The 15584-nt window shown below is 45.9% G+C and carries 15 protein-coding genes; 13 read left to right on the top strand and 2 right to left on the bottom strand.

Annotated elements, in window-relative coordinates; all coding sequences use genetic code 11:
* Positions 1-35 precede the first annotated feature (35 nt).
* The 5 genes from rhaB (at position 36) to AC27IJ_RS11285 (ending at position 4966) form a co-directional block, all read left to right on the top strand.
* On the top strand, positions 36-1478 hold the full coding sequence (gene rhaB, locus AC27IJ_RS11305; protein WP_312442682.1) for a rhamnulokinase: 1443 nt from the start codon (positions 36-38) through the stop codon (positions 1476-1478).
* 12 nt (positions 1479-1490) lie between these two features.
* Positions 1491-1805 (top strand): L-rhamnose mutarotase, encoded by a 315-nt coding sequence (gene rhaM, locus AC27IJ_RS11300; protein ID WP_312442683.1) that lies wholly within the window; start codon positions 1491-1493, stop codon positions 1803-1805.
* A 30-nt stretch (positions 1806-1835) separates the two neighbouring features.
* Entirely contained in the window at positions 1836-3086 is a 1251-nt protein-coding gene (locus AC27IJ_RS11295) for an L-rhamnose isomerase (RefSeq protein WP_312442684.1), read from the top strand.
* A gap of 11 nt (positions 3087-3097) precedes the next feature.
* Positions 3098-3925, top strand: coding sequence for a rhamnulose-1-phosphate aldolase (rhaD, locus tag AC27IJ_RS11290; protein WP_312442685.1), 828 nt, complete (start codon positions 3098-3100; stop codon positions 3923-3925).
* Between the two features lie 318 nt (positions 3926-4243).
* A complete protein-coding gene (locus AC27IJ_RS11285; RefSeq protein ID WP_312442686.1) occupies positions 4244-4966 on the top strand; it encodes a GntR family transcriptional regulator in 723 nt (240 codons plus the stop codon).
* Positions 4967-5033: 67 nt separating this feature from the next.
* Here the strand turns inward: AC27IJ_RS11285 and AC27IJ_RS11280 are convergent, their stop codons facing one another.
* Positions 5034-6119, bottom strand: coding sequence for an aspartate aminotransferase family protein (locus AC27IJ_RS11280; RefSeq protein WP_312442687.1), 1086 nt, complete (start codon positions 6117-6119; stop codon positions 5034-5036).
* A gap of 550 nt (positions 6120-6669) precedes the next feature.
* On the opposite strand from AC27IJ_RS11280, the gene AC27IJ_RS11275 reads away from it, so the two are divergent.
* The 7 genes from AC27IJ_RS11275 to AC27IJ_RS11245 all read left to right on the top strand — a co-directional run bounded on the left by AC27IJ_RS11275 (position 6670) and on the right by AC27IJ_RS11245 (position 14150).
* Entirely contained in the window at positions 6670-7617 is a 948-nt protein-coding gene (locus AC27IJ_RS11275; RefSeq protein ID WP_312442688.1) for an ABC transporter permease, read from the top strand.
* 9 nt (positions 7618-7626) lie between these two features.
* Positions 7627-8508: an ABC transporter permease gene (locus AC27IJ_RS11270; RefSeq protein WP_312442689.1), complete on the top strand. Its 882-nt coding sequence runs from the start codon at positions 7627-7629 to the stop codon at positions 8506-8508.
* Between the two features lie 30 nt (positions 8509-8538).
* Positions 8539-9522, top strand: a complete 984-nt coding sequence (locus tag AC27IJ_RS11265; RefSeq protein ID WP_312442690.1) for an ABC transporter ATP-binding protein — start codon at positions 8539-8541, stop codon at positions 9520-9522.
* A gap of 1 nt (position 9523) precedes the next feature.
* Positions 9524-10489, top strand: coding sequence for an ABC transporter ATP-binding protein (locus tag AC27IJ_RS11260; RefSeq protein WP_312442691.1), 966 nt, complete (start codon positions 9524-9526; stop codon positions 10487-10489).
* 54 nt (positions 10490-10543) lie between these two features.
* Positions 10544-12139 (top strand): ABC transporter substrate-binding protein, encoded by a 1596-nt coding sequence (locus tag AC27IJ_RS11255; protein WP_312442692.1) that lies wholly within the window; start codon positions 10544-10546, stop codon positions 12137-12139.
* Positions 12140-12289: 150 nt separating this feature from the next.
* Positions 12290-13048 carry a creatininase family protein gene (locus tag AC27IJ_RS11250; protein WP_312442693.1) on the top strand — a complete coding sequence of 253 codons (759 nt, stop codon included), beginning with the start codon at positions 12290-12292 and terminating at the stop codon, positions 13046-13048.
* 25 nt (positions 13049-13073) lie between these two features.
* Positions 13074-14150: a M42 family metallopeptidase gene (locus tag AC27IJ_RS11245; RefSeq protein ID WP_312442694.1), complete on the top strand. Its 1077-nt coding sequence runs from the start codon at positions 13074-13076 to the stop codon at positions 14148-14150.
* Positions 14151-14248: 98 nt separating this feature from the next.
* On the opposite strand, the gene AC27IJ_RS11240 is transcribed toward AC27IJ_RS11245, so the two are convergent.
* The gene (locus AC27IJ_RS11240) at positions 14249-14893 is read right to left on the bottom strand and encodes a prolipoprotein diacylglyceryl transferase (protein ID WP_312442695.1); all 645 of its coding nucleotides are present in this window, start codon (positions 14891-14893) and stop codon (positions 14249-14251) included.
* Positions 14894-15264: 371 nt separating this feature from the next.
* Between AC27IJ_RS11240 and AC27IJ_RS11235 the strand changes: the two genes are divergently transcribed.
* Positions 15265-15555, top strand: coding sequence for a co-chaperone GroES (locus tag AC27IJ_RS11235; protein WP_312442696.1), 291 nt, complete (start codon positions 15265-15267; stop codon positions 15553-15555).
* Positions 15556-15584 lie beyond the last annotated feature (29 nt).

Here is a 15584-nt window from a genome sequence, read left to right as displayed (position 1 = left end):
GTAAGCAGGAGAAAAACAAAGGGAGAGTGGTTTACATGGAGAGGTACTATCTTGCCGTAGATATTGGCGCATCCAGCGGCCGCCATATTCTCGGGACCGTAAGGGAAGGAAAGCTGGTCCTTCAGGAAATTTACCGGTTTGACAATGGCATGAAACGGAAGGACGGGCATTTGTGCTGGGATGTGGAGTCCTTATTTTCCGAAATCAAAGAGGGCATGAAGCAGTGCAGGAAACTTGGGAAGATCCCGGCAGCCATGGGGATTGATACCTGGGCTGTGGATTTTGTCCTATTGGACGGAGAGAACCGGATGCTGGGAAATGCGGTTGGATACCGGGATGGCAGAACAAAGGGAATGGATGAAAAATTATATGAGATCATTTCCTTAAAAGATTTATATGGAAGAACCGGCATCCAGAAACAGATCTTTAACACCATTTACCAGCTCATGGCTGTCAGGGAAGAAACTCCGGAATATTTAGAGAAAGGGAAATCTTTCCTTATGATACCCGACTATTTCCACTATTTGCTGACAGGGGTGAAAAAGCAGGAATATACCAATGCAACCACCACCCAGCTGGTCAATGGGGAAAACGGAACCTGGGATTATGAGCTGATCCGGAAGCTGGGCCTGCCTGAAGGGCTGTTTGGAGAGCTGTCCATGCCGGGAACACCCGTAGGGCCACTGACAAAGGCTGTTGAGGAGGAAGTAGGGTTCTCCTGCCAGGTGGTTCTTCCTGCGACCCATGATACCGGTTCTGCCGTTATGGCGGTTCCCCTGGTTCCCGACGGAGAGGACTCCATGAGAGATTTTCTTTACATAAGCTCCGGAACCTGGTCCCTGATGGGAACGGAGCTTCCTAAAGCGGATTGCTCCATGAAAAGCATGGAAGCAAATTTCACCAATGAGGGCGGTTATGATCACCGTTTCCGGTATTTAAAAAACATCATGGGGCTTTGGATGATCCAGTCTGTGAAAAAGGAGCTGGAAGAAACGGGAGAGGTTTACTCCTTTGCAGAGCTTTGCCGGATGGCCTCTGAGGAAGGGATTCCTTCCATTGTGGACTGCAATGATCCAGTATTCCTGGCTCCGGAGAGCATGATCCGGGAGGTGCAGGAATTTTGCCGGAGGTCCGGGCTGGAGGTGCCAAAAACACCGGGACAGATCGCGGCAGTCATATACAACAGCCTTGCAGACTGCTACGATCGTACGGTGAAGGAGCTGGAATCCATCACCGGAAGGGTCTATCCGGTCATCCATGTGGTAGGAGGAGGCTCCAATGCAGAGTACTTAAACCAACTGACGGCAGACCGCACAAAACGGACCGTTTATGCCGGACCGGGAGAAGCCACTGCCATTGGAAATCTTTTGGCCCAGATGCTGGCTGTGGGGGAATTTGAGGGCTTAAAACAGGCAAGGGAAGCAGTATACCGGTCTTTTTCCGTAAAGGAGTATAAGCCAGGCAATAAGCTGTCATGAAATGGAGGAAGCATGATAAGAAAATCTTTTAAAATGTATTTGAATGAAGGAATGGCCCAGGAATACGAGAAAAGGCATAATTTACTCTGGCCGGAAATGAAGGAAATGATCAGCCAGCACGGGGGACATAATTACTCTATTTTTTTAGATGAGGAAATCAATGTTCTTTACGGTTATATTGAGATCGAGGATGAGGAAAGATGGGCAAAATCAGCGGATACACCCATGAACCGGAAATGGTGGGATTACATGGCTGACATTATGGAAACCAACCCGGACAACAGCCCGGTTTCCGTTGGTTTAAAGCCGGTATTTCATTTGGACTGAAATCATTAACAAGAAAAGGAGAAGAGAGCCATGACAATAAAAGAAAGATATGAAGCAGCAAAGGAAGCATATAAAGCCGTTGGCGTGAACACGGATGAGGCAGTGGAGGCATTGAAGAAGATACCTATCTCCATGCACTGCTGGCAGGGAGATGACGTAATTGGCTTTGACGGGGCCGGCGGGCTGTCAGGCGGCATTCAGACCACAGGCAATTATCCGGGCCGGGCAAGAAATCCTCAGGAGCTGATGCGTGACATGGATAAGGCACTGAGCTTAATTCCGGGTAAGCACAGGATCAATCTTCATGCAAGCTACGCCATATTTGATGAGGGAGAATGGGCGGACCGTGACCAGCTGGAACCCAGGCATTTTGCGAAATGGGTGGAATTTGCAAGGGAAAGAGGAATCGGCATTGACTTTAATCCCACCCTGTTTTCCCATCCTAAGGCGGAGAATGCCACCTTATCCAGTGAAAACGAGGAGATCCGCAGCTTTTGGATCAGACACGTACAGGCCTGTATCCGCATCTCCGAATATTTTGCCGGACAGCAGGGGACTCCATGTACAATGAACATATGGATTCCTGACGGGTTTAAGGATATTCCGGCGGACCGTACCTCCCCAAGAGCGCGGTTAAAGGATTCTCTTGATCAGATCCTTTCCATGGATTACGATAAGAGCAAGGTATATGTAGCCGTAGAATCCAAGGTATTTGGGATCGGTATGGAAAGCTGTACGGTTGGTTCCCATGAATTTTATATGAATTACGCTTCCAAGAATGATATTCTCTGCCTGCTGGACAGCGGCCATTATCATCCCACGGAGGTGGTGTCTGATAAGATCTCTTCCATGCTCCTGTTCTTTGACAAGGTGGCCCTTCATGTGACAAGGCCGGTGCGGTGGGACAGTGACCATGTGGTATTGTTTGATGACGAGACAAAAGAGATCGCAAAGGAAATTATTCGGGGCGGAGCCGGCCGCGTTCTTTTGGCCCTTGATTTCTTTGATGCAGGCATCAACCGTTTAAGCGCCTGGACTGTGGGAATGCGAAATATGCAGAAAGCTTTGTTAAATGCCCTTCTTCTTCCGAATGAAATGCTTGCAAAATTACAGGAGGAACGCAATTTCACAGAACAGATGATGCTTCAGGAGGAACTTAAGCTTTATCCCATAGGCGATGTATGGAACTACTTCTGTGAGATAAACGGAGTTCCGGCAAAGGAAGACTGGTTTGAAGAAATACGCAGCTATGAAAAAGAAGTACTGCTTAACCGGCAATAAGGAGAAAAAATATGAAGATTTTAGATACTGAATTTGTAAAAGGCTTTATCCGCTTGTGTGACGACGGCTTCCGCCAGAACTGGCATGAGAGAAACGGCGGGAATTTAAGCTACCGCATCAAGGAGTCAGAGGTAGAATCGGTGAGAGAAAGCTTTACGGATAAGAATCCCTGGCAGCCCATCGGAACCTGTGTAAAAGGGCTGGCAGGAGAATACTTCATGGTGACCGGAAGCGGAAAGTTTTTCCGTAACGTGATCCTGGATCCAGAAGCAAATACCTGCATCATCGAGGTGGATGAGAGCGGTGAGAATTACAGAATCCGCTGGGGGTTAGTAAACGGCGGGCGTCCTACCAGTGAGCTTCCCTCCCATCTCATGAACCATGAAGTAAAAAAGGAGGCTGCAGCCGGAACGCACAGGGTGATTTACCATGCCCATCCTGCCAATGTGATTGCCCTTACCTTTGTTCTTCCCTTAGAGGATAAAGTCTTCACCAGGGAATTATGGGAGATGGCCACGGAATGTCCTGTGGTTTTCCCCGACGGCGTTGGTGTGGTCGGCTGGATGGTGCCGGGCGGACGTGATATCGCAGTGGCAACCAGTGAGCTGATGAAGAAGTACGATGTGGCTGTCTGGGCTCATCACGGCTTATTTGCTTCCGGAGAAGACTTTGACCTGACCTTTGGCCTTATGCATACGGTGGAAAAGTCTGCGGAAATCCTTGTTAAGGTTCTTTCCATCCGCCCGGATAAGCTTCAGACCATCACGTCACAGAATTTCCGTGATCTGGCGGTTGATTTTAAGGTAAGCCTTCCGGAAGAATTCCTGTATGATAAATAACCGGTGAAAAAAGTCACTGGAGAGCGTATGCTTTCCGGTGGCTTTTTTTTGCTTTCGCCTGTTGGACGTGGGTGAGTTTCTCTTTAGGAGAAATACAGTAGTTTTCCGGCTGAAAAAAGTAGATGATTGTAAATATGAATTGTGATATAATAATTTAAAAAGTTATAAGAAAATGCAGCTGTAAAACATAAGGGCGATTAGTATCATCTGTGCAGATTCACTGGGAGCGAAGTGGATTTAATTAATCCTAAATGCAGTGTTAAGCGGTGGATGGTTCGCACAGGATAAGAAATTTTTAAGGAAAGGAAAATATGTAACATGGCAATAGATAAGAAAGGAAATCTTTCTCAGTTCGCAGCCGATTATGTTCGCCAGGAGATTCTTCAGGGAAGATTCAAGCACAAGGAAAAAATTGTAGAACAGGAGCTTGCAGAGAAGTTGGGGATGAGCAGGGGACCTGTGAGGGAAGCATTAAAAATTTTGATGCATGAAGGTTTTGTCGAGTATGAAGCCAATAAAGGTTGTACCGTGACTCTTCTCTCTCCTAAGGAAGCATATGAGATATTTTTTCTTAGGGGCAGTTTGGAAAAGATCGCGCTGGAATTATGTGACGGACATCTTCTAAAAGATTGTATATTTCTAATGGAAGAGGCGCTGGAAGGGATGATCTGTGAGGATGAACTGGGGGAGATGCCCCGTCTGGTTAGTTGTGACGAACTGTTTCATAAGCAGATTCTTAAGTCAGGCCAGATGGAGCGGCTGATAAAATTGTGGGAGAGTATGAGCCCCATGAATGGTGCCATGTTTCTGACCGCAAGAAACAGCAGAAATAATAGTGTCATGAATGAGCTTTTGAAAGAAAAATACGTTGTTAATGGTCCAACATCCACCTATGAGATTCACAAAGAGCTTTTAGAAGTGATAAAGATGGGAGATTTAGAAAAATCCAAACAAGCGCTGGATAATCATTACCAGGCCACAGGAGAGCGAATTTATCGTATTGGTATGAAGATGGAGAATAAAGAGTTATTTTTTTCATAGAAACAGTTGGCTGATATAAAATCAGAGATCTTTTGACCGTGGTCAGAGATCTCTGATTTTTTTGATTCTATGGAATTACTGATTTGGGATATTGATTCAGAAGATGACATATGTACTGCATTTCCTTCAGCCCGTATCTTTGATCGCAGGGCAGCGAAAACACATGGTCATAGATATATGCCGCATCAGGATGGCCGGATAACCAAACAGCGGAAGGAATGGGCCAATATACTGTGCTGCTTACACCATAAGCCGTCAGATAGTCCTGGATTTGTTTCCGGTTTTTTGCAAAGAAAGGAAAGTGACTGGGGACAGTTTCTTCTGCAAGGACTGGAAAGACTATGTTAAATTCCGGCGAGGGTATCAGGTGTTCCAGAAGATAACGATAATTTTCCTGGCGTTTCCGTCGGATGGTATCGACATCGATATGTTTCATGATATTGATCGATTCCGGATCACTTTCATAGGAATCGAAAATCTGTCGGAGCATTATTTCTGCATCCCAGAATACCGAGGTTGCTGCAGCCAGTTTTAGGGGTGCTTTTGGGTCAGAAGAATGACTCCAGGTTTCTTTTTCAAGCATGGCCGCTGCTCGCATAGCCAGGTGAGTGAATGATGGTTCCAGCAGCCTTTTTGCAAAGTGACCATGGGTTTTAATTGCAAAACCACCTGAGGGAATACCGATCCATTTGCGTAGACTCCCGACAATATAATCACAGCAGGGATCGATGCCGTTCCATGAAAGGATAGAATGGGTAGTATCCTGTATTATGCGGACACCGCTTTCCCTGCATAAACGAACAAATTCTCTGTCGTAGGTGCAGAAACCATAGTAACCACAGAGGGAAAGAACACTGATCTGATTAAGGACTGACTTATCAAATACCGGTTTCATCGTCCGGTCAACATCATAAAAAAGCATCTGGTAACCGGCTTTTTCAAAAGGAGCCAGAACGGTCTCGCAGGTATAGATAGGAACGTAAGCAATTCGCTTATGGTCAGTTAGCATCATGTCTTCCAAAGTATAATAGATGGCGCACCGGCCAGACATCAAGAAAGCAAGATCCCCTGAATCTGGACATAATTCTTCAAAAAAGTGGTTCTCTTTTTCTGCCAGCTGTTCAAAGCTGAAATAACCGCCAATATTTTTCATGTAATTTTCCTCTTAAAGTCAAATAGCATTTTATTCGTGCTTTCTAAATGAGCACTAGTATTTTTGTTGCGGTAATACTTTATAACCTTGGCATATTACCTGATTGCTTTCTTTAAAATTAGTTCTCACAGGTTTATTATACCAGATACAGATATTGCACACAATAAAAAATGTAAGCGAATAAAAAATATTGTTATACAATAAATAATATTGTTGACAATAGTTTAAGATTGTTTTATAATTTTCCTAACAAAATAGAAGAAGCGAAATCAATTTGATTTTGTTGATGAATGGAAATCAATAGTGTAAGCTGTTAATTTCAATGTGCGATGACAAATGGGTCACGTGCGGAGTCTGCTCAGGCAGGCTCTTTTTAATACCTACATATAGGCGTTGACCGTTAAATTACTCAATGAAAGACAGCATGGAGATCACCAATAACCTATCAAAGGCAAGGAAATACACAAACCTGCAGCATCTTAAACTGCATAGCTTCTATTTAGAAAGCGTGAAGAAAAGCTATGACTATATAATTAAGAGGAGAAGGAGTATGTATAAGTACATTATCAAACGGCTTCTGATGTTAATCCCGGTCATTATCGGAGTCACATTTATCGTGTTTTTCATCCTGAATCTGTCGCCTGGCGATCCTGCGGCGATTATTCTGGGAGATCAGGCTTCGGCGGAAGCCCTGGCTATGAAGCGTGAGGAACTGGGATTAAATGATCCTCTTCTGATCCGCTATGGGCGTTATCTTGTGAAGATGCTTCACGGTGATTTGGGAACATCTTACAAAAACAGTTTAAGTGTCTGGGATCAGGTAATCAGCCGGTTTCCAAATACAGCGATGCTGGCAGTTGCGGCGATTCTGGTGGCGCTGGCAATTGGGATCCCGGTAGGAATTATATCGGCCAAGAACCAATATTCTGCATTGGATAACATTTCCATGGTAACTGCCTTGATCGGGGTATCCATGCCCAGCTTCTGGATGGGACTTCTGCTGGTTATTGTGTTTGCCTTAAATCTTGGCTGGCTTCCTTCCCAAGGTATGGGCCAGGGTCTTGTTTCACTTCTTAAAAGTCTTGTTCTGCCGGCGGTTACACTGGGAACCAGTGCGGCGGCAACCATTACCCGCATGACCCGCTCTTCCATGCTTGAGGTAATCCGGCAGGATTATATCGATACGGCCCGTGCCAAAGGTGTATCGGAAAAGATTATCACCTATCGTCACATGCTGAAAAACGCCATGATTCCGATCATTACGGCGGTAGGACTTCAGTTTGGTACTCTTCTTGGCGGAGCGATGCTGACAGAGACCGTATTTTCCTGGCCTGGTCTGGGACGGCTTATGGTAGAGGCGATTAAATCAAAGGATATTCCTCTGGTTTTAGGATCAGTGATCTTTCTGGCAGTTATGTTTACGGTTGTAAACCTGGCAGTGGATATTGTCTATGCTTTTGTAGATCCGCGTATTAAATCCCAGTATAAGAGAAAGTAGGTGCGGCCAATGGAAGGAAATAAGCAAAGATCTCTCTGGGCTGAGGCATGGAGACGTTTTAAAAAGAACCGTCTGGCAATGGCGGGATTGTGTTTTATTTTTTTACTGGTTATTATAGCAGTCGCTACTTCGGTAATTGACCTGGTTACTGATAAATCATTTTACTTGTCATATGTGGTAAAGCAGAATCTGACAGGCAGACTTTTACCACCCAGTTTGAACCATCCATTTGGTCTGGATGAGTTTGGCAGAGACATGCTGCTACGTATGCTGTGGGCAACCCGTTATTCCCTGTTTATGGGAACCGTGGCGGTTTCTGTTTCCTGCATCTTTGGCGGGATGTTGGGGGCAGCTGCAGGTTATTATGGAAAAAATGTGGATAACTTTATTATGCGCTTCATGGATATTTTGCTGGCCATTCCTTCCATGCTGCTGGCCATAGCTATTGTTGCGGCTCTGGGAACCAGCCTGGTTAATGTGCTGCTTGCTATTTCCATTGCCTATATTCCAACCTTTGCAAGAACGGTCCGGGCACCGGTTCTGACCGTGAAAGATCAGGAGTACATAGAAGCTGCAAAAGCGATTGGCTGCAGTGATTTAAGGATTATATTTAAGTATGTACTGCCCAATTGCATGGCTCCGATTATAGTTCAGATAACATTAAGCATTGCCGGAGCGATTCTGTCGATTGCCGGTTTGTCCTTCCTGGGACTGGGAATACAGCCGCCAACGCCGGAATGGGGAGCCATGCTCTCCAACGCCAGAAGTTATATCCGTGATTCCTGGCATGTGACAGTGATTCCGGGATTAGGGATCATGCTGACGATTCTGGCCCTGAATGTGGTGGGAGATGGTCTTCGTGATGCCCTGGATCCGAGACTGAAAAATTAAATCCTTAACAGGAGAAAGGCGGGACAACTTATGGCAGGCGGTACATTACTGGAAGTAAAGAACTTGTCGATCCGGTATGAGACGGAAGACGGAGTCGTACAGGCATTAAATGATGTTGATATCAGGATTGGAGTGGGAGAAACTCTGGGAATTGTGGGCGAAACCGGTGCCGGAAAAACGACCCTTGCAAAAGGAATTATGCGTCTGATCCCGACACCGCCCGGAAAGATTGTAAGCGGAGAAGTATTATATGGTGGAAAGAATCTTTTGTCTCTTTCCCTGAAAGAGATGCAGGAAATCCGGGGACAGCATATATCTATGATTTTTCAGGATCCTATGACCTCCTTGAATCCGGTACTGACAGTCGGAGAACAGATTATGGAAGTAATAGCACAGCATAATAATTTAACTCCCAAAGAAGCACAGAAGCAGGCAGAAGATATGCTGGAGCGTGTAGGCATTCCTGCAGGACGGTATTGGGAGTATCCCCATCAGTTTTCCGGCGGTATGAAGCAGCGTGTGGTCATTGCAATTGCGCTGGCATGCAATCCGCGGCTTCTGATTGCCGACGAGCCGACGACGGCACTGGATGTAACGATCCAGGCACAGGTGCTGGATATGATTTACAAATTAAAAGCAGAGAATGATACGTCGATGATGCTGATTACCCATGATCTGGGGGTGGTGGCACAAAACTGTGATTATGTAGCGATTGTGTATGCCGGAGAGATTGTAGAATATGGAAGTCTCCGGGAAGTTTATAAAAATACCAGTCACCCATACACAGAAGGATTATTCGGATCGATCCCAAGTCTGACAGCGGATGTAAAGCGGCTGCAGGCCATTGAAGGGATGATGCCGGACCCGACCAGAATGCCGGAGGGATGTAAATTCTATGAACGCTGTAAGTATGCTTCCAAAGAATGTGAATCGAGTATCCCTTTGATGACTGCCCTTGAGGGAACTCATCAGGTTCGGTGTTTCCGTTACAGAAGTGGGCAGGGAGGTAAATAATATGCAGGGAAACAAAGAGATGCTGAAGGTAGAGGGACTTAGAAAATATTTTCAAACGCCTGCCGGGGTGCTGCATGCAGTGGATGATGTAAACTTTTCTGTCCGGGAAGGTGAAACATTAGGAGTGGTAGGGGAATCCGGATGCGGAAAATCTACGATGGGGCGTACGATTTTACGCCTGCACGAACCAACCGCAGGAAGCGTGTATTTTCAGGGGAAGGATATTACCGGTTATGACCGAAAACGGTTAAAGGAATTAAGAAAGGACATGCAGATGATCTTTCAAGATCCGTTTGCTTCCTTAAATCCGCGGATGACCGTAAGCGAAGCGATTATGGAACCGTTGTTGGTTCAGGGGCTTTATAAACCCAGGGATCCGGCGATTCATGCCCAGGTAGATAAAATTATGGATCTGGTCGGTCTTGCAAAACGTCTGGTGAATGTGTACCCTCATGAACTGGATGGCGGACGAAGGCAGAGAATCGGTATTGCCAGAGCCCTGGCGGTAAATCCGAAATTTATTGTCTGTGATGAGCCTGTATCGGCGCTGGATGTATCCATCCAGGCGCAGATTTTGAATCTGATGCAGGATCTTCAGGATGAACTGCATCTGACCTATCTGTTCATTACTCATGATTTATCGGTTGTGAAGCATTTTGCCACTGATATTCTGGTTATGTATCTGGGGCAGATGGTCGAGATGGCACCGGCTAAGAAGCTGTTTGAAAAGCCCATGCATCCTTATACCCAGGCGCTTTTATCGGCAATTCCTGTGCCGGATCCGGATTTTGAGATGGAACGTATTGCAATGAAAGGGGAGTTGACATCGCCGATCAATCCCGAACCGGGCTGCCGGTTTGCCAAACGCTGTCCGTACGTCAGCCAGGTATGTACCAGCCAGGAAATGGTATTAAAAGAGATGGAGCCGGGGCATTTTGTCAGCTGTCAGATGGTTCAGAATACATAGCGGGATAAATCCTGGAATAGTCCAGTGTTTATAATAAAAGAGAGGAGTTATCGTATGAAAAAGACATGGAAAAAAGTTGCAGCTTTGATACTTGTAACTGCAGTGTCTGTATCTGCCGCAGGGTGCGGCAGTTCCAGCGCAAACAAGACGGTACCAGACAATACCCAGGCGTCCGGCGAAAAATCTGCAGGGGGGACAGATACAGGCTCAGGAGAGTACAAAGACACATTAACCTGGGCTCAGGGAGCAGATATCACATCTCTGGATCCTCATCAGGGAAAAGAAACTACGGCTGTTCAGGTAACCAAGCATATCTTTGATACATTGACAGTGGTAAATCCTGAGACCGGTGTATTGGAGCCCTCGTTGGCAGAAAGCTGGGAGCAGACTTCTGATACCAGTTATGTATTTAAACTTCGCCAGGATGTAAAATTCCATGATGGTTCTCAAATGACAGCGGAGGATGTTAAATTTTCTCTGGACCGGGCAATTAAATCTGCAGCAGTATCTTATATCGTAGACTTTATTGATACGGTCAATGCAGTGGATGAGTATACGGTGGAAATTACCCTGGATGCCCCATATGCACCGGCACTTCGTAATTTGTCTGTTCCCTTTGCGGCAATTGTCCCTAAGAAAGCAGTGGAGCAGGACGAAGAGGGATTTAAGCTTCATCCGATTGGTTCCGGTCCTTACAAATTTGCTGATTGGAAGCAGGGAGATTCTGCCCGGCTGGAAGCATTTGACGAATATTGGGGAACTCCGGCAGCAACCAGGAATCTGGTAATGCGCGTTATTCCTGAGGCATCTCAGAGAACGATCGCACTGGAAACGGGTGAAGTCGATCTGGCCTATGATATCCTGCCTAATGATATGGCCAAGATTGATGATAATCCTAAGCTGACGCTGTTTGAGGCGCCATCACTGTCTTGTTACTATATCTCTATGAATATGAATAAGGTACCATTTGACAGTGCAAAAGTCAGAGAGGCACTTAACTATGCCATAGACCGCCAGACACTGATTGATACGATTGCCTGCGGCGCCGGCCAGCCTGCGGATGCGATCATCGCACCATTGGTATTTGGCTACTATAGTCCGGGTGCATATGAGTATAATCCGGAGAAAGCAAAGGAATTACTGGCAGAAGCCGGTTATCCGGATGGATTTACCACCAGCATCTGGGTAAATGATAATCAGGCACGGGTTGAGATCTGTCAGGCGATCCAGGCTATGCTTCAGGATGTCGGCATCACCTGCAATGTGGAGGTGATGGAATTTGGAAGCTTTATCTCCCGCACCTCAGCCGGAGAGCATGACATGGGCTACTTTGGATGGGTAACATCAACCACCGATGCGGATTATACTTATTATTCTCTGGAGCATTCCAGTCAGCAGGGGGCAGCAGGAAACCGCTCCTTTATCAATGATCCGGAAGTTGACAAGCTGATTGAGACCGGAAGAAGCAGTGCAGATGAACAGGTTCGCCGGAAGGCATATGAAGATCTGGCGGTTAAGTTAAAAGAAATCGGCAACAATGCACCAATTTACTACAGTTCCATCACGGCAGGTGCCAGTGCAAAAGTAGAGAATTTTGTGATTGATCCCATCGGATACCATAAGTTGGATCAGGTAAAAGTAGCAAAATAATATTGTGGAAACACACTGATAAAAAAGACAGGTGGGTGCTGCATATCATGTGGTGCCCTGCCTGCTTTCTGATGTTGGTAAGGTTGAAAGAAATCATCTTTCAACTTTGATAGAGTGAATCAAATATGTAGAAATTCAGGAGACGATAAAATGAGATTAGCAAATTTGACCTGGCCCAAAGCAGAGCGGTATTTTAAAGAAAATGATATGGTGCTGGTATCCATAGGAAGCATCGAATGCCATGGCAGACATCTGCCTTTAGGAACGGACACCATGATACCGGACCGGATTTTGGAACTGATCGAAGCGAAAGATGATATTCTGATTGCGCCCACCATTCCTTATGGAGCCTGCCAGTCGCTGGCGGATTATCCGGGTACCGTGAATATTGACATAGAGGTACTGTATCAATTTTTATATCAGGTGATTGACAACCTCTACCGTCATGGAGCCAGGAAGATTCTTGTACTTAACGGTCACGGCGGGAATATTAAGGTGATTGAACGGGTTGGACTGGACTTTCGAAAAAAAGGAGCCATGGTAGTCATGTTGAACTGGTGGCTGATGGCATGGGATATGAATCCGGCCTGGAAGGGCGGTCATGGAGGCGGAGAGGAAACGGCAGGCATTATGGCTGTGGATCCGGCTCTGGTTGATGTTTCAGAAATTGGCGGTCCTCTGGAACTGGAAAATATCAATGAGAATCTGGTGGCTACCGGTTTCCGTTCCATTCGCTTCAAAGGAGTAGAGTTTGAAATTCTGCGTTCTACACAGGAAGTGACGGACAATGGCTGGATTGGACCAGATCATCCGAATACGGCAACTGTAGAATGGGGTGTAGAGATGATTCAGACGACTGCAGATTATATAGTGGATCTGATCGAGGAACTGAAGACAGTAAAACTATAGTGTATTTGACAAAGGAGAGTGTGGAATGGATAAGAACCAGACGTTGCAGATGATTGGAGCGATATCGGATGCCAATGGGGTATCCGGATTTGAGGATCTGGTGGTGGAAACAGTCCGGAAACATGCAAATGGGCTGGGGCGCTTTGAGGAAGACAGCCTGCGTAATCTCTATATATACCGGAAGGAGAATAAGGGCGGACGGCTGATCGTCCAGTTGGATGCCCATAGCGATGAGGTGGGTTTCATGGTTCAGGCCATTCGCCCGGACGGAACTCTGCAGATGATACCTTTAGGAGGCTGGGTAAACAGCAATATTCCGGCTCACCGGGTCTGGGTAAGAAATGCAGACGGGGAGTATATTCCAGGGATTACTGCCAGCATACCGCCTCACTATCTGACTGAGGCGCAGCGGAATGCACCTCTGGATATCCGGGATATTACCGTGGATATCGGAGCTGTATCGCGGGAGGAAGCGATCGAAAAATTTCATATCCGTATCGGAGAGCCGATTGCACCGGATGTAAGTTTTGAATACCAGGAAAAGCACGATCTGATGTTCGGCAAGAGCTTTGACTGCCGGTTGGGATGTGCTTCTATCATAAGTACTTTACAGGAACTGGAAGGAACGGAGCTGGATGTGGATGTGATCGGGGGAATTGCTTCCCAGGAGGAAGTAGGTGTCCGCGGAGCCAGTCTGACCTGCCGTCAGATTAAGCCGGATATAGCGATTGTATTTGAAGGCTGTCCGGCGGATGATACTTCTGTGGCAGCCTATGAGGTACAGACAGCTATTAAGCGGGGACCAATGCTTCGCCATATCGATGCCCGGATGATTACCAATCCACGTTTTCAGCGATATGCTCTGAATTTGTGCAAAGAGCTTGAAATTCCTGTGCAGGAGGCAGTCCGCAGGGCTGGCGCAACCAACGGAGCGGCTATTCATTTATCTAATCACGGAGTTCCTACAATTGTGATTGGAGTACCGGTACGGTATGCTCATACCCATTATGGAATTTCTTCCTATGATGATTATCAGAACGGCGTACGTCTGGCCTGTGAAATTTTGAAGCGTCTGAATGAAAAGGTGATCCGCAGTTTTTAAGATGATGTAAGGGGATCCGGAGGAAGATCAGATGAAAAAAGCCACTGGAGAGCGTATGCTTTCCAGTGGCTTTTTTAGTTTCTGCTTCCAGATTATGATTAATCCATTTCTTCTTCCACAATGGTAGTAGTTTCATCGGCCAGTTCCTTAAGTGCTGCCCCGGTGGATTGTGCTGCTTCCTTTGCTGCATCAATTCCATCCTCTGCCGCTTCTTTTACTGCATCGGCAGCCACTTCTGCTGTTTCTTTTATAGAGTCTGCCGTCTCTTTGGCTTTATCAGCAAGATGTTCTGCGGCACCGGCAGCATAATCCAAACCGCCATCTTCTGTAGTATCTTCGTCATCTAAAAACGTATCTGTCTGTTCTTTTGCAGAATCAAACATGTCCTTTGCGGTAAATGCAACGGCAGAAGCCGCTTCCTTTGCCGTATCAGAGACAATGCTCGCCGCATCCTTTACCAGGTTTTTTGCCGCACTCACCGCATCCTTGGCAGCGTCTGCCATATGGTCAGCGGCGACCTTAAATTCATCCTTATTCGCATGCAAGGAGACATAGTTGCGGTTCATCGTGCTGTCAATTTTGGAAATGTCGTCATTTCCCTCATCCTCAAAATCATGGAAATTTTCTTCCAGTTCTTTGTGGAAGGATTTGTACTTCGTAAAATAAGAGATACCGGCAGCTACAACGCCGGCCACAGTGGCGAGTGCCACGAATTTCCCAAACCCATTACCCTTTTTTGCCATTTGAAACACTCCTTTCCTTATTGCCGTCCATGTATTCTAAGCATAGAGGTATGCCTGCAAGGCGCTTCCTTTTCTCGGCTTATGCTTTATGGGCATAATGGTGCGCTTGTAAGGCGCTTTATTCTCTTAGTTATTGTAATACGTTCATTGAAAAAAATAAAGGTATATAATAAGAAAATTTCTATAAACTATGTAAGTAAAGGAGAAAATCACACAAATATGGTAAAAATGTAAAAAATATATAAAGTTAGCACTCAACTATTGACAGTGCTAATAATGAGTGATATAACTTAGTATGTGAATAAAATAAAACTTCTTTCGGAAGGCCAAAGAAAGAAATAATAAGCAGAAAGCTATGAGGAGGAATTGCAATGAAATTAGTACCATTATTTGACAAAGTTGTGTTAAGACCATTGGTTGCAGAGGAGACAACAAAGTCCGGTATTGTTCTGCCGGGTCAGGCAAAAGAGAAACCGCAGCAGGCGGAAGTTATCGCAGTAGGACCAGGCGGTCTGGTAGACGGCAAGGAAGTTACCATGCAGGTTAAAGTGGGCGATAAAGTAATCTTCTCCAAATATTCAGGAACAGAAATAGAGACCGGAGAAGAGAGCGAAAAATATGTGATCGTTAAGCAGAATGACATATTAGCAGTGATCGAATAATCAAGAAGGCGATACCGCAGTCATAAGGT

The organism is Lacrimispora sp. YZC11 (assembly GCF_057543815.1).
Note: the sequence above shows the minus strand (reverse complement) of the source record. Positions and strands in the feature narration are given on the sequence as shown.

Excerpts from the sequence above, each read along its gene's own strand:
- AC27IJ_RS11245 (WP_312442694.1), top strand. The coding sequence starts at position 13,074 with ATGGATAAGAACCAGACGTTGCAGATGATTGGAGCGATATCGGATGCC.
- AC27IJ_RS11265 (WP_312442690.1), top strand. The coding sequence starts at position 8,539 with ATGGCAGGCGGTACATTACTGGAAGTAAAGAACTTGTCGATCCGGTAT.
- AC27IJ_RS11270 (WP_312442689.1), top strand. The coding sequence starts at position 7,627 with ATGGAAGGAAATAAGCAAAGATCTCTCTGGGCTGAGGCATGGAGACGT.
- AC27IJ_RS11235 (WP_312442696.1), top strand. The coding sequence starts at position 15,265 with ATGAAATTAGTACCATTATTTGACAAAGTTGTGTTAAGACCATTGGTT.
- rhaD (WP_312442685.1), top strand. The coding sequence starts at position 3,098 with ATGAAGATTTTAGATACTGAATTTGTAAAAGGCTTTATCCGCTTGTGT.
- rhaM (WP_312442683.1), top strand. The coding sequence starts at position 1,491 with ATGATAAGAAAATCTTTTAAAATGTATTTGAATGAAGGAATGGCCCAG.
- AC27IJ_RS11275 (WP_312442688.1), top strand. The coding sequence starts at position 6,670 with ATGTATAAGTACATTATCAAACGGCTTCTGATGTTAATCCCGGTCATT.
- AC27IJ_RS11250 (WP_312442693.1), top strand. The coding sequence starts at position 12,290 with ATGAGATTAGCAAATTTGACCTGGCCCAAAGCAGAGCGGTATTTTAAA.
- AC27IJ_RS11260 (WP_312442691.1), top strand. The coding sequence starts at position 9,524 with ATGCAGGGAAACAAAGAGATGCTGAAGGTAGAGGGACTTAGAAAATAT.
- AC27IJ_RS11295 (WP_312442684.1), top strand. The coding sequence starts at position 1,836 with ATGACAATAAAAGAAAGATATGAAGCAGCAAAGGAAGCATATAAAGCC.
- AC27IJ_RS11280 (WP_312442687.1), bottom strand. The coding sequence starts at position 6,119 with ATGAAAAATATTGGCGGTTATTTCAGCTTTGAACAGCTGGCAGAAAAA.
- rhaB (WP_312442682.1), top strand. The coding sequence starts at position 36 with ATGGAGAGGTACTATCTTGCCGTAGATATTGGCGCATCCAGCGGCCGC.
- AC27IJ_RS11240 (WP_312442695.1), bottom strand. The coding sequence starts at position 14,893 with ATGGCAAAAAAGGGTAATGGGTTTGGGAAATTCGTGGCACTCGCCACT.
- AC27IJ_RS11255 (WP_312442692.1), top strand. The coding sequence starts at position 10,544 with ATGAAAAAGACATGGAAAAAAGTTGCAGCTTTGATACTTGTAACTGCA.
- AC27IJ_RS11285 (WP_312442686.1), top strand. The coding sequence starts at position 4,244 with ATGGCAATAGATAAGAAAGGAAATCTTTCTCAGTTCGCAGCCGATTAT.